We start from the raw sequence: 22,919 nt of genomic DNA on the forward strand, positions 1-22,919 counted from the left end.
TTATTTAATTTGTAAGTTCTTTTTGGGCTGTAAAGATGAAATACAGTCCTATAAGTATGAATGGAATACTTAGCCATTGTCCTGTTGAAAACAAACCTAAAGCGCTTTCGAAACCACCTTGACTTTCCTTAACGGATTCTACAATAAAACGTACTGTAAATAAAAGAACTAGGAACATTCCAAAAATAAATCCGGTATATTTTCTTTTTTCTGTTTTCCAATACATGAAAAATAAGATGGCAAAAACAAAAATATAACAAAATGCTTCGTATAATTGGGTAGGATGTCTCGCGGGAACTTGTTCTAGCAAAGTCGCAAATTTAGGATCTGTTGCAATGGCGGAATACGCATCTTTAGGATTTGGAATTTGAGTAGCATTTACTGCGTCCATCGGACTAAAATGATCTTTAATAAATTTTATTCCAAAAGGAGAAGTTGTTTCATGACCAATAATTTCTGAGTTGAAAAAGTTACCCAATCTCACGAAAATAGCTCCGCTTGCTACAGGAATTACAACGCGGTCTAGTATCCACAATTGTGGTCTTTTCAATATGTTTTTACTATAAAAATACATGGCAATTATTATAGAAATAGCAGCTCCATGACTGGCTAGACCTTGATATCCTGTGAATTCAAAACTTGGACTTAATCTAAAAGGCAAAATAATTTCTAACAAATGATTGCGATAATATTCCCAATCGTAAAAGAAAACGTGTCCCAAACGCGCACCAATTAAGGTGGCTAATACCGTCCAGATAAACAATGAATCTAATTTTTCTATCGATTCACCTTCTCTTTCGAAAATGTTTTTCATGATGTACCAGCCTAATCCAAAAGCAATTACAAACATTAAGCTGTAGTATCGAATGATAAAAAAGCCTAAATCAATTCCTTCTGATGGATTCCAAACGATGTTTAAAGCGTGTGTCATTTAGTGTTAAATTTGTTTATTAGTCGTAAAAATAGAGTTTTAAAGTACATTTATACTAAAAAAGGTTAATGTTTGTGATTGCATGTTTTTTTTGGAACAGGATCATAACCCGTCTTGCCCCAAGGATGACAACTCAAAATACGTTTTACTCCCAAAAATCCTCCATAAAACAAACCGTGAATACGCAGGGCTTCAATCATATAAGATGAACACGTAGGCTCAAATCGGCAGGCGGAAGGTGTAAATGGTGATATAGCAACTTGATAAAATCGAACTAATAGTACAAAAGGAAATATGAGGATTCTTGAAATCATATTTTATTAGTTTCAATTTGAAATTTTGCGCGAATCATTAAAAACGGATTACTGAACACTAAATGCTAAATGTTGTTCCTTCTTTGCCATCTTTCAATTGAATTCCTAAAGCAATCAATTGATCTCTAATTTGATCAGACAAGGCGAAATTCTTGTTGTCTCTGGCCTGTTTTCTCATTTCGATAAGCATATTCACCGTTCCTTCTAATTTATCATTATTGTTGTCTGACACTTTTTCATCTTCCAATCCTAAAACGTCAAAAACAAAAGCATGCATTGCTTTTGCAAAATTATTTAAGTCATCGGCATTCAAAGTTTCTTTTTCATCCTTTAATAAATTGACAAACCTTACGCCTTCAAACAACTGCGCAATTAAAATTGGCGTGTTAAAATCGTCATTCATCGCATCATAGCAGGATTGTTTCCATGCAGCAATGTCAATCGTGCTTTTTGCGCCAGCACTAATTTCTTTTAATGAATCCATTGCTTCCATTAATCGCTTATATCCTTTTTCGGCAGCAACAATGGCATCGTCAGAAAAATCAAGAATACTTCGGTAATGCGCCTGCAACATAAAAAATCGTGCAACTGATGCGGAGAAAGCTTTACTCAAAATGGTGTTTTCTCCAGTCAATATTTCTCTTGGTAAAATATTATTTCCGGTAGATTTCGCCATTTTTTTACCGTTCAAAGTAAGCATATTGGCATGTAACCAATAATTAACTGGAGTTTGACCGGTACAAGCTTCGTTTTGAGCAATTTCGCACTCATGATGCGGGAATTTTAAATCCATTCCGCCACCGTGAATATCAAAATGATTACCTAAATATTTAGTACTCATTGCTGTACATTCTAAGTGCCATCCCGGAAATCCATCGCTCCAAGGCGAAGGCCAACGCATGATATGTTGTGCTTCCGCTTTTTTCCAAAGTGCAAAATCTTGTGGATTTCTCTTGTCACTTTGTCCGTCAAGATCACGGGTATTGGTAAGCATATCCTCAATATTACGGCCGCTTAATCGTCCGTAATGATTGGTTTCATTAAATTTTACCACATCAAAATAAACCGATCCATTGGCTTCATAACCAATTCCTTTGTCAATAATAGTTTTTATAATTTCAATCTGCTCAATGATATGACCCGTTGCCGTTGGTTCAATACTTGGTGGCAAAAAGTTAAATTCATTCAAAATATCATGAAAATCTACAGTGTAGCGCTGTACGACTTCCATCGGTTCCAGTTGCTCCAGACGTGCTTTTTTGGCAATTTTATCTTCGCCTTCATCCACATCATCCACAATATGACCTACATCCGTAATGTTTCTAACATAACGCACTTTGTAATCCAAATGTAAAAAATACCTGAAAATTACGTCAAAAGACATAAAAGTACGCACGTTTCCAAGATGCACATTACTGTAAACCGTTGGTCCACACACATACATCCCAACATTTCCTTCATGAATGGGTGCGAATATTTCTTTTTCTCCCGAAAGAGAATTGTATATTTTTAGATTTTGGCTACTATATAATGGCATTGTAGATTATTGTTTTCCCCACCCCAGCCCTCCCCAAAGGGAAGGGAGTTGAGACGTGAATGTGTTATTAATAATTGTTGTAATCTTGTTCAGGCCTTACCAGACTAGGCTCCCTTTCCTTTGGAGAGGGTCGGGGAGAGGACTAGAATTTTGTCTCTAATTTAATATAATCCAAAAACTCTCTGCGAGTTACGGCATCTTTAAATTTTCCACCAAATTCCGATGTTACAGTGCTACTTTCAATATCACTGATTCCTCTTGAATTCACACAAAGGTGTTTGGCATCAATCACGCAAGCTACATCTTCTGTACCCAAAGCGATTTGTAATTCCTGAACAATTTGCATCGTTAAACGCTCCTGAACCTGAGGTCTTTTGGCATAATATTCAACAATACGGTTCATTTTAGATAAGCCAATAACTGTTCCATTAGAAATATAAGCCACATGTGCTCTTCCTATAATGGGTAATAAATGATGTTCGCAGGTAGAATATACGATGATGTTTTTTTCAACTAACATTTCACCGTATTTATAATTATTGTCAAATGTAGAAGCTTTCGGTTTTTTAGCAGGATTTAAACCTCCAAAAATTTCCTTTACAAACATTTTTGCAACACGATTGGGCGTGCCTTTTAAACTATCATCAGTCAAGTCCATTCCAAGTGTAATTAGAATGCTCTCAACATCTTTTTTTATTTTTTCAATTTTATCATCATCAGAAATGTCAAAAGCATCATCTCTTACTGGATTTTTTGCGGATAAACTAACATGATTATCTCCTATTTCGTCTTGAAATTCTTCGTTTTTTATCATTAAAAGCAACTATTATTGTTGGTATAAATATTTAAGCGGTAAAGATAAATAATAAAAATTTAAGAATTTCTATCGGTCTCACTATTTAAGACTACTTTATCGGTTCTATAAGGCTTTATCATTTCTTTTTTTGGAAGTAAAAAGAAAGGCAATAACGAGTTCGCTATTGCCTTTATATATAGAAATCAATTTACTGGAATGGTAAATCTAAAATTTCTTGTTTAATTATGCTTTTGTTAGGGATGCATTATAAACAGGAATTGCTGCTTTAAGGATTCTTACTGCACTAATTAAGTCGGCTTTCTTCAAAACATAAGCGATTCGAACCTGATTTAATCCCATTCCCGGAGTAGAGTAAAAGCCCGCTGCTGGCGCTACCATTACAGTTTCGCCATCTAAGTCATAGCTTTCTAAAAGCCATTGTGCAAACGCATCAGCGTTGTCCACCGGTAGTTGTGCGATACAATAAAAAGCCCCTTTTGGTTTGCTTACAATTACTCCTTCTATTTTATTTAATTCTTCAATCAAGGTGTCTCTGCGTTCTCTGTACTCTGAAATTACTTCGTCAAAATAACTTTGTGGAGTGTCCAGAGCGGCCTCGCTTGCTATTTGTTCAATGGTTGGCGGGCTTAATCTTGCTTGCGCAAATTTCATCGCAGTAGACATCACTTCCTTATTTTTAGAAACAATACATCCTATTCTTGCGCCACACATGCTGTATCTTTTTGAAACAGAATCAATCATAATAGCGTGTTCTTCAAGTCCGGGAACATTCATCACAGAGTAATGTACATCTCCATCATAAGTGAATTCACGATAAACTTCGTCAGAAATCAAGAATAAATCATGTTTTTTGACTAAAGCAGCCAGTTTCATAATTTCTTCTTTCGAATATAAATAACCCGTTGGATTTCCTGGGTTGCAAATAAGTATTGCTTTTGTTTTTGGAGTAATCAGTTTTTCAAAATCTTCTACTGCAGGAAGAGCAAAACCAGTTTCAATTGTTGAAATTACAGGAACTACGGTAACACCTGATGCGGTAGAAAATCCATTGTAATTTGCATAAAAAGGTTCCGGAATAATAATTTCATCGCCCTGATCCATCGTGCTACCCATGGCAAACATAAGCGCTTCTGAACCGCCAGTAGTAATAATAATATCTTCGATATTTACTGAAATATCTTGATTGATGTAATAAGCCGATAATTTTTTTCTGTAACTTTCGTTTCCGGCAGAATGACTGTATTCTAATATAGTTAAATCAATATTTTTAACAGCATTCATCGCAACTTCGGGAGTTTTTATATCCGGCTGCCCAATGTTTAAATGGTATACTTTATTTCCTTTTTTCTTAGCAATTTCTGAGTAGGGAACCAATTTTCGTATTGGTGATTCTGGCATTTGTCTGCCTTTGTTTGATATTTTTGGCATAGTCTTAATTATTGAATTGCAAATTTGCAATTTTTTTTCCGAATTTATTATAATCAAAAGCGGTATATATTGTTAAATCTGCATTTTGATGTGATTTATTTATTAATTTTATGGAAAAGTAAAATGATGAAAAAACCACTTTTTTTATTTTCCATTTGTATGTTCGTTTCTGTAGTTTTTGCGCAGCAAGGATTTCAGTTTGAAAAAGAGGTGAATAAGGTCAGCATGCCATTTAAATTGATTAATAATTTGGTTTTTGTACCAATCAAAGTCAATGGCATCGAACTTAATTTTTTGTTAGATACTGGTGTTGCTGAAACGATATTATTCAGTTTGGAAGATAAAAAAGAAGTCCGTTTTTTTAACGCTGAAAAAATATTATTAAAAGGTTTGGGAAGCCAAGTCGCAGTTGAAGGATTAAAATCTACTAATAATATTTTGGAATTTGGTAGTTTAAAAAATAAGAATCACATGCTCTATATTGTTTTAGACCCAGATTTTAATTTGTCTTCTAATATTGGGATTCCTGTAAACGGCATTATTGGGTATCAATTTTTCCGAAATAATTTAGTCGAAATTGATTACCAGAAAAGGAAAGTTTTTGTTTATAAAGACACAGCTAAAAACAGATCTAAATTTGAAAAAAAGTTTACCGCTGTTCCTATTGCTATCGAAAAATCCAAACCATATTTGAAAAGCACTATCTATCAGGATAATCGCAATGTTGAAGTCAAATTGTTAATAGACATTGGCAATAGCGATGCAGTTTGGTTGTTTCCTGATAAATCAGAATTAATTAAAATTCCAGAGAAAAACTTTGATGATTTTTTAGGCAAGGGATTTAGCGGTGACGTCGAAGGTAAAAGAGGCAGGATACAAAAATTTGAGATGGCAGATTTTGAATTTATCAATCCTGTGGTGGCATTCCCAGACTCAATTTCGATTAGAAATGTTACCATGGTCCCAGACCGAATGGGTTCAGTAGGTGGTGAGATTATGAAACGATTTACTGTAGTCTTTAATTACCAAAATCAACAAATGTATCTAAAAAACAACAGAGATTACAAGGCACCATTTAGCTATAATAAAAGTGGTGTCGAAATACAACATAATGGTCTGCAGTGGGTTCAGGAAACTGTCCGAATGCAAACGGTTCCGCTGAGCACTAAATATAATGAGGAGGGTGGAGTTACCGTTAGTACTGATTTTAAATATAAATTTCAATTAAAACCTATTTATGAAATAGCACATGTCCGCAAAAATTCGCCAGCGGCCATAGCAGGACTACAAAAAGGGGACATAATTATTTCCATTAACAACAACACTCCGTACAAATATTCATTACAGGAAATCAATTCTCTTTTTAAGTCAGTAGATGATAAGTGGATTACTATTGAGGTGGAACGTGAAAGTGAAGTCTTGAAATTTCAGTTTAAACTGGATGATATTTTGTAATAAAAAAAGCTTCTGAATGATTTTTCAGAAGCTTTTAGTTTAATTTGATGATGTATTAGTTGGAAATTACTTCTCCTTTTATTTTAATAGCAACTCTTCCCGCTTCATAATTCACTGCATTCGATTCTACAGTTATTGTTTTTCGGATTGGTCCTGGAGCCATATTATATTTTACTGTGATTTTTCCTGTTTTCCCCGGCATGATTGGTTCATTTGGTTTTGTAGGAACTGTACATCCACAAGTTGATAAAACGTTAGTAATGATTAATGGTGCGTTTCCAGTATTTGTAAAGATGAAATCTCGGGATCCATTTTCTGATTTAGTAACCTTTCCGTAATCGATTGTGTTGTCTTTGGCAGAGAACACAATTTTGGGACCATTTTGAGCAAAACCGATACTGCTGATTAAAGCGAATGCGAATAAAGCTATTGTTTTTTTCATTTTGAAATTTTTAGATTCATTAAAGTAAATATACTTTGTTTTAATTAACGTACAAATTTTTATTTCTCTTTTTATAGTCTACATAATTATTTACTTTTGTTCCAGATTACAATTACAAATATCAGACCAAAGTCTAAAAGGTTATTTGCTGATTTGGTTAACCAATAAACTGAACCGACAAATAATTGAATTTAACGATTAAATGATCCACAATAAAATGACAATTCCTGCACAATTTGACGCTAAAACTATTGAGAATAAGTGGTATGACTACTGGATGAAAAATAATTATTTTCACTCGGAACCAGATCATAGAACGCCATATACCATTGTAATTCCACCACCAAATGTGACTGGGGTTTTGCACATGGGACACATGTTGAACAATACGATTCAAGATGTATTAATTCGAAGAGCGCGTCTCAAGGGATTCAATGCATGCTGGGTTCCAGGAACGGATCACGCCTCAATTGCAACAGAAGCCAAAGTTGTAGCCAAATTAAAAGCAGAAGGAATCAATAAAAATGATTTGACGCGCGAAGAATTTTTGGCACATGCATGGGAATGGACAGACAAATATGGTGGTGTAATTTTAGACCAATTAAAAAAACTGGGAGCTTCATGTGATTGGGAGCGAACTAAGTTTACAATGGATCCTGATATGTCAGCATCAGTAATTCGTTCTTTTGTAGATTTATACAACAAAGGGCTGATTTATCGCGGATACCGAATGGTAAACTGGGATCCGGAAGCTAAAACGACTTTGTCTGATGAAGAAGTAATTTATGAAGAACAACAAGGAAAACTCTATTTCTTAAAATATAAAATCGAAGGAACTGAAGACTTTCTGACGATTGCTACTACTCGCCCAGAAACTATTTTTGGAGATACCGCAATTTGTATCAATCCAAATGACGAACGTTTTGCCCATTTGAAAGGCAAAAAAGCGATTGTTCCTATCTGCGGAAGGGTTATTCCAATTATTGAAGATGAATATGTTGATATCGAATTTGGAACTGGTTGTTTGAAAGTAACGCCTGCTCACGATATGAATGATAAGACTTTAGGCGAAAAACATAATTTGGAAATTATTGATATTTTCAACGAAGATGCTACGCTGAATAGTTTTGGATTGCAATATCAAGGACAAGATCGTTTTGTAGTTCGTGAAGCAATTGCCAAAGAATTAGAAACTATTGGAGCTTTAGCAAAAACAGAAACACACTTGAATAAAGTTGGAACTTCTGAAAGAACGAAAGCCGTAATCGAGCCACGTTTGTCAGACCAATGGTTCTTGAAAATGGAAGATTTGGTAAAACCGGCAATCAAATCGGTTTTGGAAGATAGTGAAATCAAATTGCATCCAGCACGTTTTAATAATACGTACGCACATTGGTTAAATAACATTCGCGATTGGAATATTTCCCGTCAATTATGGTGGGGACAACAAATTCCTGCTTATTTCTACGGAGACGGAAAAGAAGATTTCGTTGTTGCTGAAAATATTGATGATGCCTTAAAGTTAGCGAGAGAGAAAACTTTAAACCTTAAACTTGAAACAAAAGATTTAAAACAAGATGTTGATGCTCTTGATACTTGGTTTTCGTCTTGGCTTTGGCCAATGTCTGTTTTTGGGGGAATTATGGATCCCGAAAGCAAAGATTTTAAATACTATTATCCAACAAATGATTTAGTAACCGGTCCGGATATTTTGTTTTTCTGGGTGGCGAGAATGATTATTGCAGGATATGAATACACAGGCAAAAAACCATTTACCAATGTATATTTGACTGGTTTGGTTCGGGACAAACAAAGACGCAAAATGTCTAAATCATTAGGAAATTCACCTGATCCTTTAGATTTAATTGAAAAATTTGGTGCCGATGGAGTTCGTGTTGGATTGCTGTTAAGCGCTTCTGCAGGAAACGACATTATGTTTGATGAAGAATTGTGCAACCAAGGAAAAGCATTTACCAATAAAATCTGGAATGCTTTTAAACTAATAAAAGGTTGGGAAGTTTCGGATACAATTTCGCAACCTGAATCCTCAAAAGTAGCGATTGAATGGTATGAAGCCAAATTGCAACAAACACTTCTAGAAATTGAAGACAATTTCGATAAATACAGAATTTCCGATGCGTTGATGGCAATTTACAAATTGGTTTGGGACGATTTCTGTTCTTGGTTCCTTGAAATGATAAAACCGGCATACCAACAGCCAATTGACAGCGTAACTTTGGCGAAAGCCATAGAAATGCTGGAAAATAATATGAAATTGTTGCATCCGTTTATGCCGTTTTTGACAGAGGAAATTTGGCAAATTCTTGCTAAAAGAAGTACAGAAGAAGCGTTAATCGTTTCGACTTGGCCAGAAATGAAACCGTTTAACGCAGCTTTAATTGCTGATTTTGACAATACAATTGAAGTAATATCTGGAATTAGAACGATTCGTAAAGACAAGAATATTCCGTTCAAAGATACCATCGAACTGAAAGTGGTAAACAATGATAAAGCTTCCACTTATTTTGATTCGGTTGTGACCAAATTAGGTAACATCACTTCATTAGAATATGTTTCGGATAAAGTAGACGGAGCATTGTCTTTCCGTGTAAAATCGAATGAATATTTTATTCCAATCACTGGAAACATTGATGTAGAAGCCGAGATTTCTAAACTTACGGCTGAATTGGTGTACACGCAAGGTTTCTTGAAATCAGTTCAAAACAAACTGGCAAATGAGAAATTTGTAGCTGGTGCGCCAGAGAAAGTTCTGGCAAACGAAAGACAAAAAGAAGCGGATGCTTTAGCAAAAATTGAAACTATCGAACACAGTTTGGCAGGTTTGAAGTAAGAGTTAAGTTCTTTCAGAAATATAGAATCCCATTTCCTGTCAAAAAGGAAATGGGATTTTTTTATTTAAATAACAAAAACTTTTTCTGCTTTTCAAAAAAATGAAAGTAGCAGAAAAAGTTTTAGATGAAATAAAACCAAACTTAGGTTTTTAGAATTTATACTTCAAGCTTGTCAATACTTGACGTGGAGCGATTGGATTTACACTGTAATTTTCGTGTACCGTGTAATTCAACTCATTTGTCACATTAGATAATTTACACAATATGGAGAATTTTTTCCATTCATAACCTGCCGAAACATCAATTGTTGTGTATCCTTCTAAAGGAATGTCACGGTCTTCAATAGTCACAGTATATGTTTTTGGAGTAGTTACAGGTTTGTTTTCTGTCCATACATAACGGTCATTCCAACCTCCTGTGCGGTCACCAATATAGTTTCCGATAGCTCCAAAAGTTAGTCCTTTTAATTTCCCGCTAGGCAATTTGTAGAAAAAACTCAAATTAGCTGTGTGCTTTGGTGTTCTTGCTAAAATATCGCCTACTACAAGACTTCCGCTTGTCCCTGATGATTTAGAAATTTTGGTTTCGTTGAAGCTATATCCAGCAATGATGTTCAAACCCAGTGTTGGTTTTGCTGTAACATCTATCTCAATTCCTTTTCCTTTTGTTCCCCCTACCAGTTCTTTTAAATTGGTATTTACATTAGGTGTTACACCATCAGCCGCAAACAAAACAGTTTGAGCTAAATTATTGTTTGAGATTTGATATGCTGTTACATTGGTACTCAAAATACCTTTCCAAAAATCTTTTTTGATACCCACTTCATGTTGATCTATTATAGAAGGATCTAATGGTTGTAAATCTACTGTTGTTCCTGTGTTTGGAGTAAATGAGTTCGAGTAGCTGGCGAACAATGACAAATCTTTATTTGGTTGAATTACCAGTCCTGCTTTTGGAGAATAAGCTCTGTTCAAAGTTTTAGTTCCCGTTGTAGGAATTGCATTTTCAAGCGTTGTTGTAATCGTGTCAACACCATTTACTTTTCCTATTACCTCTTTAGAGGTTGTAACCTCACTTTCTTGCCATGACCAACGCAGTCCTGCTAAAACCTTTACATAATCAGTAATCGAAATTAAATCTTGTGCATATACTCCAAAACGTTGCGTATCTGTAGTAGCCAGTTGTGTGGCTCGAGTTGGATACGGTGCTGTTAAGCTTTGTGTGCTGTAATCATAATTGAATAGGTTTATGGCAGTTGCTTCAGTGGTTAAAGCCGTTGTGCCATTTGGATTGGCATAAAAGCCAAAAGTATAACTTGGTGCCATAGAATTTTCATAGTCAACACCTGTAAATATTTGGTGTTTGATGCTTCCAGTGTTGAAGGTTCCTTGTAAACTCAGTTGGTCTCCAAATATTTTTTCGGAAGCATCAGCTTGTGTCAAGCCACGTTTCCAATTCCCGTTCACATCAATCGAGCTTAACTGTGCAGTCGATTTTTGAGTTCTGTTGTAAGACTGAAAAGAAGAATTAAAACTTAATTTCCAGTTGCTGTTGAAATCATGATTGACGAACACTGAAGCACTGGATGATTTTGTTTTACCAGTTGACCAGAGTGCGCCATAATAGGTGTTTCGGGGTAAATCTAAAATGGTTTTTCCAATGATTCCAGTACCAAAATCAGGAGTCCAATCGGCACTTAAATAGTCACCTTGTACCGTAATTTGCGTTTTATCGCTTACATTAAAGAGGAATGAAGGATTTACATAAATACGCTCATTTTTGACAAAATCTCTAAAGCTTTCTGAGTTTTCGTAAGAAGCATTAAATCGATAAGCAATATGTTTATTCAAAGGGCCATAAAAATCAATCGATGGTTTGTAGTAGGAATAACTACCTGCTTGCATGGTAATTTCGCCACCGCTCTTGAAAGAAGGAGTTTTAGTAACTAAATTTAAGATTCCTCCCGGAGCAACGTTTCCATACAGTAAGGCTGAACCACCTTTAAGAAATTCCACTTTTTCTAAACCTGAAATTTCAGGAATAGAACCTGCGTTGTAACGAAAACCATTTTTAAACATATTGTTAGCTGACATATCGTAACCTCTTGAGAAAAACGATTCTTGAGCGCCACCACGTGCAGAACCTACATAAATACCATTGGCATTTTTGATTACTTCACTTAGGCGGATGGCTTGTTGTTGCTCGATAATTTCAGCTCCAATAACTTGTACGCTTTGTGGAGTATCCATTGGTTTTAATCCTGATCGTAAGGCTGAAACTGGTTTTTTCTCTTTGTTGGATGTAATTATAACTTCTTTAAGTACTCCTCCTTTTTTATTTTTTATGGTATCCGTTATGGATTCGAAAGGATCTTCAAAATTTTTATCGTCAGATGGATTTACTGATTCTTGTGCTAAACAAGTTAAACTAAATAAAAGTGTTAATGTAGGAAGGAAAATATATTTCATGAGTGTTTATTTGGAATAATTAAAAATAACGATGCAAATATAAAACCCAAGTTTGGTTTGACAAAACTTATTTAGATTAAATATTAATAATAATTTATTTTTTACTTAACTTATTATAGTTTAGTAATTTGTGTTTATTTAAAACAGTAGTTTTTAAAATAAAACATGCTTTTTGAGAACTTTGTCTAGTGTTTTTTGGTTGTTTTGACTTCTAGATTTTGAAAATTCTTCTCCAAAAAGACTATGAATATCTTTTATGTTAATTTTTGTTAAAGGAGTAATCCAAATAAGAGCGCTGTGTGTTGCTGTTTTGGTGCTACAGATTTTTGATAGTAAACTCTGATTTGTAAAATTTGAATCAAAGAAGGAGTATTAGAATTAATCTTTCCTGACCACAAATAGGAAGTTTATCTTTGTGGAGCTAGTATTTAATTTCGGTAGTTTAAGCTAGGAAGAATTAAAGTCGTACCTTAAATTTCTTGGTTCGGAAGTTTTTTGATTTTATCACTTTTCCATCATCGGTAATCATGATGCAGCTATAATCAGCGTATTTGTTGAGTAAAAGAAGCCCAGCTGTTTTTCCTAAAACCATTAACGAAGTACTCAAACCGTTCGCCGTTTCAGCATTCGGTCCAAAAACTGTTACGCTACACAAGCCTGTAGCGGGATAACCCGTTGCTGGATTAATAATATGCGAATAGCGTTTCCCATTAAAAATAACAAATTTCTCATAGCTGCCCGAAGTGGTTACCGCATCTTGTTTTAATGGAACAACCGCCAGAAGTTTTTCAGGATGAAAGGGATTCGTAATTCCAATATTCCAAGGTTTTCCATTGGGCTGTTTCCCCCAAGTGCTCATATCTCCTGAACCGTTTATAATTCCGGCTTCAACGCCTTTTGCAAGCATCATATCGCGGCATTTATCGGTGGCATATCCTTCTCCTAAAGCGCCAAAACCAATTTTCATCCCTTTTAGTTTCAGAAAAATGGTGGATTGAACGCTATCCAAGATTATATTTTTGTAGCCCACTTTTTCAACTGATTTCTGAATGGCTTCGGCCGAAGGCATTTGTGTCATGTAACCATCAAATTTCCAGATTTTATCCATTGCCGCAAAACTGATGTCAAAACCACCATTCGTCACTTCAGAAAACCGAATCGCTCTTTGCGTTAATTCAAAAACTTCTTTATCCACTTTCACTGGCCGAATACCTGCATTTTGGTTCACTTCAGAAACCTGTGAGTCTGGTTTCCAATCGGAAATTAAATTTTCGATTCGGGTAATTTCATTAATAACTGCATCTATGTTTTGTTCTGCCGATAATGAATCTTTGTCAACGATGGAAATGTCAAATCGACCGCCCATAAGTAAGCTGGTTCTTTTTCGTAAGACTTGGCTGTGGCTTGTGAAAGCGCAAATTAGTAAAAGGAAAAACAGGAATTGGAATTTCATAATAAAAGTATCAGTAGTGATTGCGAGGAACGAAGCAATCGTACTAGCATAAGGATATAAGTTGAGCAACTAATGTGATTGCTTCGTTCTTCGCAATGACAAAATAACATAAATCCACTAATAACAATCCGTCAGCACTTGACCATTAGATTTGTAGTCAGCAATTCCTTTGCTAGTTTTGTCAAGGCAAAGTATATTAAGAACAGCTTCTACATCCTTTTGCATCGCAAGCGAACCGCAAATCATTACAACGCCTTCTTGTGTTAGTAAATCCAAGAAAAAATCAGCGTCACGTTTAATCAAATCCATAACATAATTATGGTTTTCTTCACGGGATAAAGCCAAATGAAAACTTTGTAGTTGCTGTTTCTGAATCATTTCAGCAGCAAATTTTTCATACCCTAAAACAGTTTCAGTTGCTTTTCGAAAGCCACAATACAGATGAATTTCGGTTTTTTTCTTGTTTTGTTCCATCATTCCCAGGAACGGAGCAATTCCTGTTCCATTTGAAATCAACGCTACTTTGGATTCTTTTTTCGGAAAATGAAAAGTCTTGTTCTTAATGATTCGCGCTTTGAAAACAGAACTTGGTTCTGCATTATATAGATAGCCTGAACCTAACCCTGAAGGATGTAATTTCACGACTAATTGTATGTTGCCGTTATGATTCCCTATAGAGTAGAGCCGCTCTTGGTTATCGTTTGCTGGATAAATAGCTAATAGGTCACCCGAAGTAAATGTAGCACTCCTGCTAGTGCGTAATGTGAGCAAAAAGGTATGTTCCGTATCAGATATGGCAGTTTTATCAAGTACCGTCATTTTTTCCAAATCTTTCGGGATTTCATTGTATAAAGATGGAGTCGCCGAAAGTGGAATTCCTGTTTTGGCACTCCATAATTTCACCCAACCTACAAATTCTTCTGCAGATTTGTCGTTTACGGTTTGTAATTCTAAAAAACGTTCCACCCAATTTTGTTTTGCTAACAACACATCAATTTCCTGCGCATAACCACAAAAATCAGGATACGCTTTCGACCCAAAACCTACTACAGAAACATTGATTTTTTGCTGTTGTTCCGTTTTGTTGATTAGCAAAATAAATTTGCTCGCATTAGATGGTGCATCTCCTAATCCGTGGGTTGAAGTAAATACGATAAGATGTTTTGCTTTCGGAAAAACCGAATAATTATTCAGTTCAGTAAGGAAGACTTTTTCTCCGTGCGCAAGCAATTGCTTCTGAATCGCATTGGCAAAAAGGAGCGTGCTTCCATTCTCGGAACCTACCAACAATATGAATGTGCTTTCTTGAGCTTTGTATTTGTTTTTAATGCGACTCGCTCTTCGTTTTAGCGTCATGGCAAAACCCGAGTAGATAAAAAAGAGAATATTTAAACTTGCTATTCCTAAAATTATCGCCCATAAAATACTGCTGCGACCGGTATGTAAATCAAGACTCAAATTTGATGCTAAAGTTTGTAGTGGAAAAGGAGTTTCACTTACAATTGCTCCGGTAATTTGGTTGACTTCGATTTCTCTGTCTTTTAATGTGATGATATAATATTCTTCGGGATCATCTGAAAATGGGAATTCAATTTTTTGAACATCAGCCAGAAGCGTGTTTTTAAAAACAGAAATAGCAGTGCCTTTTTTGGGAATAGGAGTAGTTGCAACCGTTTCGGTTTTTTCTTCTGAATCTGTTTTTTCAAGGAAAAAATTAAACTTTTCCAGAGTTAAATAGGTTCCCGAAAGTGCAATAATCAGAATTGGAATCAGCGATAAACGGCCTAAAAAAATATGGTAATATTGAGCGAAATTTTCTTTTACAATTTTAGAAAACAAACTGCGCAGACTTCTTTGTCGGTTGAGTATCAAAGCAAAACCCGAAATGGAAATCAATACTAACAAAAAGGAAACAAAGCCCACAATAAAACGCCCGGTTTCTTTAAGGAATAAAGAGCGATGGAGCGCTGTGGTCCATTGTATAAACTCACTTTTTTTGATGGGTTCTCCCAGTATTTTTCCAGTTCTTGCGTCAATATAGGCATTGACATCATTGTCTTCCTGGTCGATACCTTGCAGGGTTACAAATTGATTGTGGTTTACACTCAATTCGGTTATTTCAGGATAGGTTTTGCGTAATATTGGCAAAGTTTCTCCAAGGGTTATTTTATCGAAATTTTCTACTTTATATGGCGGTGTTTTCTCTTGTATGGCATCGACTGCGAGGATGACACCAGTTACGGATGCCAAAACTAAAAATGCAGCAGAAAATACAGCCAAAGCCAAGTGTGCGTAACGCCAAAAAGAAAGAGTCATTTGTAATAAATTTTAACATATAAGTCATATAAGTTTTACGTTTTGTAAAAGCTTATATGACTTATTTGGTTTAATGAAAAAGCTGTTTATTTTATATTTTGTTTAATCTTACGTAGCGAATATAGTTTTTACCTTCTGTTTTTGCTGCAATTCCTTCAGTTGTAAGTGGAATCTCTAAATCAGTGGTGTAATATTTATGATCTTCTACTGCAGTTTCAAAACGCAATTTAAATCCTTTGTTGATTTTAGCATCTTCAATTTCTATTGTGGTGATGCTGCGGTCACCACCAGTTACAGAAGCTCCTGTTTTTGCACTGATATTTTCTGGTTTTTTAGAATAGAATTTATGCCATTCTTTCAGGGTTTTATACCATTTTTTGTCGTCACCCATTACGTATAATGTTTTTACATATTCGCCTTTTGCATTTACAAGTGAAACTACAATATAAGCGCCTTCGCCCATGTAGTTTGACATTTGGAGCATGCATTTGTATTTACTTGTTTGTGCTGTCGCTTGAAAGGACAAAAGGAATAGAAACGCTATTGATAAACTGATTTTCAGGATTGATTTCATATGTAGATAATATTTGTTTTTTAAAGGAATATGGTAGCGCCATTGTTTATTATTGTTTATGATTTTGTATCACGGCGATTTCATACTATTATTTTAAAAATTCTAGAGCTATTTTGTTAGTTGTTAACGACTCGTTTTCTTTGGCTAAAGCATACGCACTTTCGTCAAAATCAGTGGTAATTTCTTTTTTTGCACCTATAGATACCAGATATTTCAAGATTGAATCATCTTTTGAAATCATAGCTGCTTTGTGCAAAGCGGTTAAGCCATCTTTGTTTTTGGCATTGATATCGATGTTTAAAGCAGCGATTTTTTTCAATAAAGCCAAATCGTTTTTAATTATGGCGAAATGATATAATGTATTTCCGTCTTTTTGAGGAGTCGCCAAGTTTAAACCTTTATCCTGAAGTAATTTTATTTTAGTCTCAAAAGGATCTTGAGTGGTTGTCTCTGGTCCGCGACCTGATGGTCTGTAGGATTGAATTAGGTAATATCCTAAATTGTTTCCTTCTTTGTCCAGTACTTTTGCATCAGCTCCTTTGTTTAAAAGTACTGTTATAGCCTCAGGAGTTCCTGCTTTTACAGCCATTGTCAATGCCGATTCTCCTTTTAGATTTTGAACATTGTTGTTTTTTACTATTGGCAATAACAGTTCTAACACTGCAATATCTCTAGCTGAAGCTGCTGCCATTAATGCCGTATTTCCTTCATTATCTAATTTGTTTGCATCTACGTCTTTGGACAAAAAGTAATTGATAATTTCAGTTTGGTTGGCTTTGCTTGCTAATAAATGAAGCACCGTTTCACCCGATTTGCTCGTAGCAGTTGGTTTGATTTTTAAATCTTCAACTAAGTATTTGTAGGCTTCAAGAGGAGTCACATCTCTACGGGAACCTTGTGCTGCAAACAGCAGTGCATTGTCAGTATATTTTACTCCTTTTTCTAATAGGGATTTTAATAATGGTAGGTTGCCTGATTTTGCAGCGTAATTAAAAGCCGTATTGCCGTCACTATCAGTATCCTTAATTGACATTCCTTTGGTGGTCAAATAGGTAGTAAGTGCGAGGTTTTTGTCGGATGCGATCGCCATTAATAACAGGTTGACACCGTCTTTGTATTTTTTCTTAGGATCAGTTCCAGCTTTAAAAAAGGCATCATACAATGCGGTATTGCTTTGACCTCCAATAGCTGCAAAGGTTAGTGGAGTTTCTCCTTTGCTGTCTTCTAGATTAAGATCAGCACCTTTGCTAATAAGGTATTCTACAATTGCTACATTTCCTTTATTGGCGGCCCAGTGCAAATAAATACGATTGTCGTGTGTCAATTTGCTGACTTCATTCCCGGGTTGTTCCAGTAAGAATTGTATGGTTGCTGAAGGCGCATCATTATTAATTGCCATAACGGTTACATCAAAAGCATTTGGAGTTGATGCTGATGGGCTGTTACCTTTTGCTATTTCTGCTTTAACTGCATTTACATCTGGTGTTGTTTTCCAAAAAGATTGCTCCAAAAGTGTGTTTTTTTGCTGCGCACTAACAAATAAAGTAGCGACTAAGGCAAAAGAAATGAAAAGATTCTTTTTCATAAATTTTTTATCAAGGTTCTTATTAATAGAAGATGTGTGTTTGTTTAATCTGGTTATTTAGAATAAATAAAAATAACGCAAATGTAAAAATAAATAGTATAATTCCAATTATAATAGACTCAATTATATGGAAATATTTAATGTATTATAATGTTTGTCTGCCTTTCTTTCGATGATTTGAAAAGGTATCTTTTAGTTCCCACTATTTTAGATGCCAAATTGATGGAAAGGTTTAAAGCAGAAACTTGAAATTATTTAATTGGATTTAATTCAAAACAGCTGCTGTGTTTTTCTTTTTTCTGTTTCGTCCCCACCAAATGTAGCATCCGGATATTGGCAGACTTGCAATGAGTAAACTGCACAGAAAGGCGAATATTTTTCCAGGCAAACCTAATATGGCTCCAGTGTGAATGTCATAATTCATTTTCATGAGGTTATCGGCAACTTTATCCGCTGTTTTTCTGCCCCAAAGATGGGAAACAGTTATTTCTTTTAAACTGTATTGATCAAAATAGCGATAATCAATTTTCCAATACGTTCCTTCATCCATATTAGCATTGGCGGCTATCGGTGATAGATTTGTTTCTGGCGGGTGAATTTCAATGGATTCTGCCAATGGATATTCTTTTTGCATTTGAAACCAAATAGCATCTAATGGTTTTACGATTGTAGTTGCAGTTTTTTGGTTTTTTTTCGAAAGAGGCTCTTCATAGATTAGCGATTTTTCGCCACCGGAAACTTTATAATACGAATACGCAAACCATTCAAATCCCCATACTAATCCAGTAATGGCGAAAATGATTCCGATTATAAGCATATAAAAACCAGTAATGTTATGTAAATCGTAATTTTTTCTTTTCCATTTTGTGCCTTTTTTCCATTTGAACGAAAAGCGTTGTTTTGCTGCATTTTTATTTTTTGGATACCAAAGAATTAATCCGGACACTAACAATACCAGAAAAATTAAAGTAGCCACGGAAACTACGACTTGACCAATTTCATGAGGCAGCCATAAGTTGAAATGTCCGTCGAGTATAAAAGTAAAGAATCCTTCCTCGTGGTTTACTGTTTTTAAAACTTTTCCTGTATATGGATTTATAAAAGCGGTATAATAATAGGAGGGTTCATATTGATAAAATTCAGCTTCTACAGCATTATTTTTTTCGTTGTACTTTATCGCGTGAAGCAGTTTATTTGGAAGTTCTTTTTTAGCAATTCCAACTAATTTTGATGGAGGCAAAAAGTTCACATTCTGTTCTTTTACAAAACGATATTCTTCAGTAATGTTTTGTATTTCTTCTTGAAAAGCATACAAACAACCCGTAATGGCGATTATAAAAACTATAATGCCCGATGATAAACCCAACCATAGGTGTATTTTTCCTATCAGTTTTTTGAAATTATTATTTTTCATAAAAAAGGATTAAACTCCCCAACGAAATGAGGAGTTTAGTGAAACAAAACTAACTAACTCTAAAATTTATATCCAACAGATAAGCGCATGTTGGTTCCGGCTTCTGTTTGCCAGTAATACATATCGCTATAGCTATAATATCCTCCAGAATACAAGTATTTATTCAAGATATTATTGACAACAAGATTAACTGATACTTTGTTTTTTTGGTAAGAAACACCTCCATCCAGTCGGAAATAATCGGGTAACATTCCTATATTATCAGGTGAAATAAACCAAGGTGCTCTCTTTACTTGATATTGGTATCCTAATGAAAACCCAACTCCGTTTAGCGTTCCTCTGTCTACTTTATAATTCAACCAAGCATTTTGAATGTGTTTGGTTGTACCTGCAACTTGAGTTCCCACAAGAGATTCATCTGTATCTTTGGTTGTTTTTCCTTCTGTAAATGCATAATTTACAATAAGATCAAGGTTTTTGAAAATTTCTCCTCTAAGGTCAACCTCAAATCCTTTTGTTTTTTGTTGCCCGCTTTCTCTACTGAATTGATATGTAGAATTAGAATGTTCAGGATCTAATGTTAGTACATTGTTTTTGGTGATTTGATAAACAGAAACAACTGAATTCCATTTTCCGTTCAACCAGTCTCTTTTCAAACCTAATTCTATGTTTCCGCCTGTTTGGGGATTAAAAGATTTGCCTTGCCAGTCCGTACCGTAGTTCTCATTGAAAGATTGGTCATTTACAAAATAAGCAGCCGTGTTTTTATCAATAGAATAACTCAATCCTACTCTTGGTGTAAATTTGTTGTTTTTTGTACCTCCCGAGTAATAGTCATAGGTTTTAAGCTGGGTATATCTTCCTGCTAATGTCACTCTCAGTTTGTTATCAAAGAAGCCCATTTCGTCCTGAATATATAGTGCTTTGTAACTGTTTTGGTATTTAACTCCTCTATCTTCCAGACTTTTGCTTCTGTCAAAAGTAGGAGAAGCAACAAGCGTTCCGTGTACGGGATTGTATATGTCTAAATCAGGCATAGTAAAGGATTGCGACCAGTCATGAAAAAATGTTTTATCACTTAAATCCAATCCGGATAATATTTTATGAGTTACAGATCCTGTTTTAGCTTCACCATTTACAAAAGCTTGTCCAACATATATTTTTCCTAAAATGTCCCAATTGCCACCAGCACGTTTCAGAATCGCATCATTAGTAGGATCAAAGCCACTTGGCCATAAAGACATTCCTTCTTGTTGGTAATTAAGATAAGATGTTTGAGCTGTTAATTTCCAATTATCACTTATTTTATGATCTAAAATGGCAAGAATATTTCTTTCTGTCATTTTTGTAGGATCTAAATTTGATTCTGAAGTAGTAAAGTTTCTAGGCAAATCAGCGTATCCTCTTTTAGAATAGGCATAGTTACTCCCAATAGCATTTACTTTAGAAAATTGTTGCGTGTATTCCAATGTGATAGCAGTTTTATCAGTTACTAAATACTTTAAAACAGGTGCAAAAGTATAGCGGTCATTGAAGTCAAAATCACGGTAACTTTGTTTCTTTTCGCCCATTACATTGATACGATACAATAATTTCCCGTTTTTGCTCAACTTTCCGTCAAAATCTAATGTTCCTCTATACATATCAAAACTGCCCAGCGTTAGGCTCGCTTCTCCTTTAGTACGTCCGCTTGGTTTTTTGGTAACTACATTATAAAAACCGCTTGGGTTACCATTTGCCAGCATGAATCCTGCTGGACCTTTTACAAATTCGATACGTTCTACCATACTCATATCCTCCGTAAGTGGTCCCCAAGTTGAACTTACATTCATTCCGTTTCTAAAAGCGGCCACTTGACTGCCTCTCATAGTAATATTGGCATAATTATCCCAATGTTCCACTCTTGTCGCGCCGCTCACATTACGAGTTACTCCTTCTAGCATGTCAAAAATTTGTTGGTCTTGGATAAGTTTTCCCGTTATGACCTGAATATTTTGAGGAATTTCAATAATTGGTGATTGTAATCGTAAAGTAGATGAAACACGATTCGTTTTGAAAGCACTTTTGTTACTTAAAACCACCACTTGGTTGAGTTCATTATTCGATAAAGTAAGTTGTAATGCTGCAACAGTAACTTCTCCAGTGGTAACTTTCACTTCTTGCTCCAGGTCATTATACCCAACTAAAGTAACTTTTAGGATATGAACCCCTTCGGGTATGTTTTTTAGTGTAAAATTTCCATTGTTATCCGCAATAGTGTTTTTGTTCGCTCCTTTTATAGAAACCGAAACGCCTTCGGCAGGTTGGTTATCGCTTGTCAAAATGGAACCTTTTATGCTACCGGAGTTTTGGGCAAAAGCAGTGGTTATAGAAACGAGCAATAAACATGTAAGAAGAATAAATTGAGGTATTCGTTGTTTCAAATATTTCATAATTAAAAATTAAATTAGTTTAAATTTATTTAGAATGAATAAGAATAAAGCAAAAGTAAATTTTAATTTTTATTTAACAAGTATTATTTAGACTAATTAATAATAATTTTTTAATTTGATGATTTACAATATTTTGGGCATAAAAAAACCTTACTTTTCAAGAGCAAGGTTTTGATTTGAGTATAAAATATTAAAGTTTTATTTGATTTTTTTCATCGAAAACTGTTCGGAACTTGGTTTTCCTTGTTGGATCCCCGAAATTTTTGCCACTAAACTGTCAGGAGTAATTTGGGTATAACTTATTTTTTGAGGATAATCGTGTTTTGGATTTTCAAAAACCATTTGCTTTTCTGTTCCAGTTGTCAACTTGAAAGCAACGGGTTTGTCATCATTCTGTCCTTCTACAGTTGCAGTATAGGTTAACATTTCCCCTTTTTGTTGCAAAGTGATGGATTCAAAATGCAAAGTGTCTTTCTCCTTAACGAAATAAGATTGCGCTTGAAAGGTGCTGTCGTTTACTTTTTTCCAATATTCGGTCAGAGTACCATCAACGGCTTTGTTTTCCCAATTTCCCAAAAGCCAATTGGCAGCCTTGATTTTTTCTTTTTCATTTGCATCAGAATCTTTACAAGAAACCATCGCAAGCAAAAGCAGTATAAAGGTCATTTTTTGAAACATAAGCTTAGATTTTATGGGTTATTTATATGCAGCTAAATTATGAAAAAATAGAATAGTGTTCTTTTTTTAGTTTTTAAAATTCAAAAAAAGACTAGACTTTTGAATACTTTTTCAAACAAATAATTAAAATGCAACCGTTGAAAAAACTTAACCATATAAGTCATATAAGAAAAAAACACTTTTTAAAGCTAACTTAAATGATTCTTATATGACTTATATGGTG

16 protein-coding genes are annotated in these 22,919 nt (G+C 34.8%); 2 read left to right on the forward strand and 14 right to left on the reverse strand.

The features are described 5' to 3' along the window. Positions 1-4: 4 nt before the first annotated feature. The 5 genes from lgt to BC952_RS05960 all read right to left on the reverse strand — a co-directional run bounded on the left by lgt (position 5) and on the right by BC952_RS05960 (position 5,027). A complete protein-coding gene (lgt, locus tag BC952_RS05940) occupies positions 5-931 on the reverse strand; it encodes a prolipoprotein diacylglyceryl transferase (protein WP_121364649.1) in 927 nt (308 codons plus the stop codon). A gap of 65 nt (positions 932-996) precedes the next feature. Then, a complete protein-coding gene (yidD, locus tag BC952_RS05945) occupies positions 997-1,245 on the reverse strand; it encodes a membrane protein insertion efficiency factor YidD (RefSeq protein ID WP_121364650.1) in 249 nt (82 codons plus the stop codon). Between the two features lie 58 nt (positions 1,246-1,303). Continuing rightward, positions 1,304-2,782 (reverse strand): cysteine--tRNA ligase, encoded by a 1,479-nt coding sequence (cysS, locus tag BC952_RS05950; protein WP_121364651.1) that lies wholly within the window; start codon positions 2,780-2,782, stop codon positions 1,304-1,306. Positions 2,783-2,924: 142 nt separating this feature from the next. Beyond that, complete coding sequence (gene folE / locus BC952_RS05955) at positions 2,925-3,596, reverse strand: GTP cyclohydrolase I FolE (protein ID WP_121364652.1); 672 nt, start codon at positions 3,594-3,596, stop codon at positions 2,925-2,927. 225 nt (positions 3,597-3,821) lie between these two features. Further along, complete coding sequence (locus BC952_RS05960; protein ID WP_121364653.1) at positions 3,822-5,027, reverse strand: pyridoxal phosphate-dependent aminotransferase; 1,206 nt, start codon at positions 5,025-5,027, stop codon at positions 3,822-3,824. A 126-nt stretch (positions 5,028-5,153) separates the two neighbouring features. Here BC952_RS05960 and BC952_RS05965 point away from each other — a divergent pair, with 126 nt between their 5' ends. Then, positions 5,154-6,482 (forward strand): retropepsin-like aspartic protease, encoded by a 1,329-nt coding sequence (locus tag BC952_RS05965; RefSeq protein ID WP_121364971.1) that lies wholly within the window; start codon positions 5,154-5,156, stop codon positions 6,480-6,482. A 55-nt stretch (positions 6,483-6,537) separates the two neighbouring features. Here the strand turns inward: BC952_RS05965 and BC952_RS05970 are convergent, their stop codons facing one another. Continuing rightward, the gene (locus BC952_RS05970) at positions 6,538-6,924 is read right to left on the reverse strand and encodes a DUF1573 domain-containing protein (RefSeq protein ID WP_121364654.1); all 387 of its coding nucleotides are present in this window, start codon (positions 6,922-6,924) and stop codon (positions 6,538-6,540) included. Positions 6,925-7,141: 217 nt separating this feature from the next. Here BC952_RS05970 and BC952_RS05975 point away from each other — a divergent pair, with 217 nt between their 5' ends. Next, the gene (locus BC952_RS05975) at positions 7,142-9,775 is read left to right on the forward strand and encodes a valine--tRNA ligase (RefSeq protein WP_121364655.1); all 2,634 of its coding nucleotides are present in this window, start codon (positions 7,142-7,144) and stop codon (positions 9,773-9,775) included. A 150-nt stretch (positions 9,776-9,925) separates the two neighbouring features. Here BC952_RS05975 and BC952_RS05980 read toward each other — a convergent pair whose 3' ends face one another. The 8 genes from BC952_RS05980 to BC952_RS06015 all read right to left on the reverse strand — a co-directional run bounded on the left by BC952_RS05980 (position 9,926) and on the right by BC952_RS06015 (position 22,684). Then, positions 9,926-12,244, reverse strand: coding sequence for a TonB-dependent siderophore receptor (locus BC952_RS05980; RefSeq protein WP_121364656.1), 2,319 nt, complete (start codon positions 12,242-12,244; stop codon positions 9,926-9,928). Between the two features lie 457 nt (positions 12,245-12,701). Continuing rightward, positions 12,702-13,697 carry an FAD:protein FMN transferase gene (locus BC952_RS05985; protein ID WP_121364657.1) on the reverse strand — a complete coding sequence of 332 codons (996 nt, stop codon included), beginning with the start codon at positions 13,695-13,697 and terminating at the stop codon, positions 12,702-12,704. Positions 13,698-13,814: 117 nt separating this feature from the next. Beyond that, the gene (locus BC952_RS05990; protein WP_121364658.1) at positions 13,815-16,013 is read right to left on the reverse strand and encodes a PepSY domain-containing protein; all 2,199 of its coding nucleotides are present in this window, start codon (positions 16,011-16,013) and stop codon (positions 13,815-13,817) included. Between the two features lie 91 nt (positions 16,014-16,104). Then, positions 16,105-16,587, reverse strand: a complete 483-nt coding sequence (locus BC952_RS05995; RefSeq protein WP_113665358.1) for a DUF2271 domain-containing protein — start codon at positions 16,585-16,587, stop codon at positions 16,105-16,107. Positions 16,588-16,675: 88 nt separating this feature from the next. Next, complete coding sequence (locus BC952_RS06000; protein WP_121364659.1) at positions 16,676-18,172, reverse strand: ankyrin repeat domain-containing protein; 1,497 nt, start codon at positions 18,170-18,172, stop codon at positions 16,676-16,678. Between the two features lie 265 nt (positions 18,173-18,437). Next, positions 18,438-19,586, reverse strand: coding sequence for a PepSY-associated TM helix domain-containing protein (locus BC952_RS06005; RefSeq protein WP_121364660.1), 1,149 nt, complete (start codon positions 19,584-19,586; stop codon positions 18,438-18,440). 59 nt (positions 19,587-19,645) lie between these two features. After that, positions 19,646-22,018 (reverse strand): TonB-dependent receptor, encoded by a 2,373-nt coding sequence (locus BC952_RS06010; protein WP_121364661.1) that lies wholly within the window; start codon positions 22,016-22,018, stop codon positions 19,646-19,648. A gap of 198 nt (positions 22,019-22,216) precedes the next feature. After that, a complete protein-coding gene (locus tag BC952_RS06015) occupies positions 22,217-22,684 on the reverse strand; it encodes a DUF6265 family protein (RefSeq protein ID WP_341866831.1) in 468 nt (155 codons plus the stop codon). Positions 22,685-22,919 lie beyond the last annotated feature (235 nt).

It is taken from the genome of Flavobacterium limicola (genome assembly GCF_003634755.1).
GTDB classification, from domain to species: domain Bacteria; phylum Bacteroidota; class Bacteroidia; order Flavobacteriales; family Flavobacteriaceae; genus Flavobacterium; species Flavobacterium limicola.

What these genes read in the sequence shown, in the direction of transcription:
- BC952_RS05985 (WP_121364657.1), bottom strand. Translation starts at nt 13,697, where the DNA reads ATGAAATTCCAATTCCTGTTTTTCCTTTTACTAATTTGCGCTTTCACA.
- BC952_RS06000 (WP_121364659.1), bottom strand. Translation starts at nt 18,172, where the DNA reads ATGAAAAAGAATCTTTTCATTTCTTTTGCCTTAGTCGCTACTTTATTT.
- BC952_RS05960 (WP_121364653.1), bottom strand. Translation starts at nt 5,027, where the DNA reads ATGCCAAAAATATCAAACAAAGGCAGACAAATGCCAGAATCACCAATA.
- BC952_RS06005 (WP_121364660.1), bottom strand. Translation starts at nt 19,586, where the DNA reads ATGAAAAATAATAATTTCAAAAAACTGATAGGAAAAATACACCTATGG.
- BC952_RS05980 (WP_121364656.1), bottom strand. Translation starts at nt 12,244, where the DNA reads ATGAAATATATTTTCCTTCCTACATTAACACTTTTATTTAGTTTAACT.
- BC952_RS05970 (WP_121364654.1), bottom strand. Translation starts at nt 6,924, where the DNA reads ATGAAAAAAACAATAGCTTTATTCGCATTCGCTTTAATCAGCAGTATC.
- BC952_RS05965 (WP_121364971.1), top strand. Translation starts at nt 5,154, where the DNA reads ATGAAAAAACCACTTTTTTTATTTTCCATTTGTATGTTCGTTTCTGTA.
- BC952_RS05990 (WP_121364658.1), bottom strand. Translation starts at nt 16,013, where the DNA reads ATGACTCTTTCTTTTTGGCGTTACGCACACTTGGCTTTGGCTGTATTT.
- yidD (WP_121364650.1), bottom strand. Translation starts at nt 1,245, where the DNA reads ATGATTTCAAGAATCCTCATATTTCCTTTTGTACTATTAGTTCGATTT.
- BC952_RS05975 (WP_121364655.1), top strand. Translation starts at nt 7,142, where the DNA reads ATGACAATTCCTGCACAATTTGACGCTAAAACTATTGAGAATAAGTGG.
- lgt (WP_121364649.1), bottom strand. Translation starts at nt 931, where the DNA reads ATGACACACGCTTTAAACATCGTTTGGAATCCATCAGAAGGAATTGAT.
- BC952_RS05995 (WP_113665358.1), bottom strand. Translation starts at nt 16,587, where the DNA reads ATGAAATCAATCCTGAAAATCAGTTTATCAATAGCGTTTCTATTCCTT.
- BC952_RS06010 (WP_121364661.1), bottom strand. Translation starts at nt 22,018, where the DNA reads ATGAAATATTTGAAACAACGAATACCTCAATTTATTCTTCTTACATGT.
- BC952_RS06015 (WP_341866831.1), bottom strand. Translation starts at nt 22,684, where the DNA reads ATGACCTTTATACTGCTTTTGCTTGCGATGGTTTCTTGTAAAGATTCT.
- folE (WP_121364652.1), bottom strand. Translation starts at nt 3,596, where the DNA reads ATGATAAAAAACGAAGAATTTCAAGACGAAATAGGAGATAATCATGTT.
- cysS (WP_121364651.1), bottom strand. Translation starts at nt 2,782, where the DNA reads ATGCCATTATATAGTAGCCAAAATCTAAAAATATACAATTCTCTTTCG.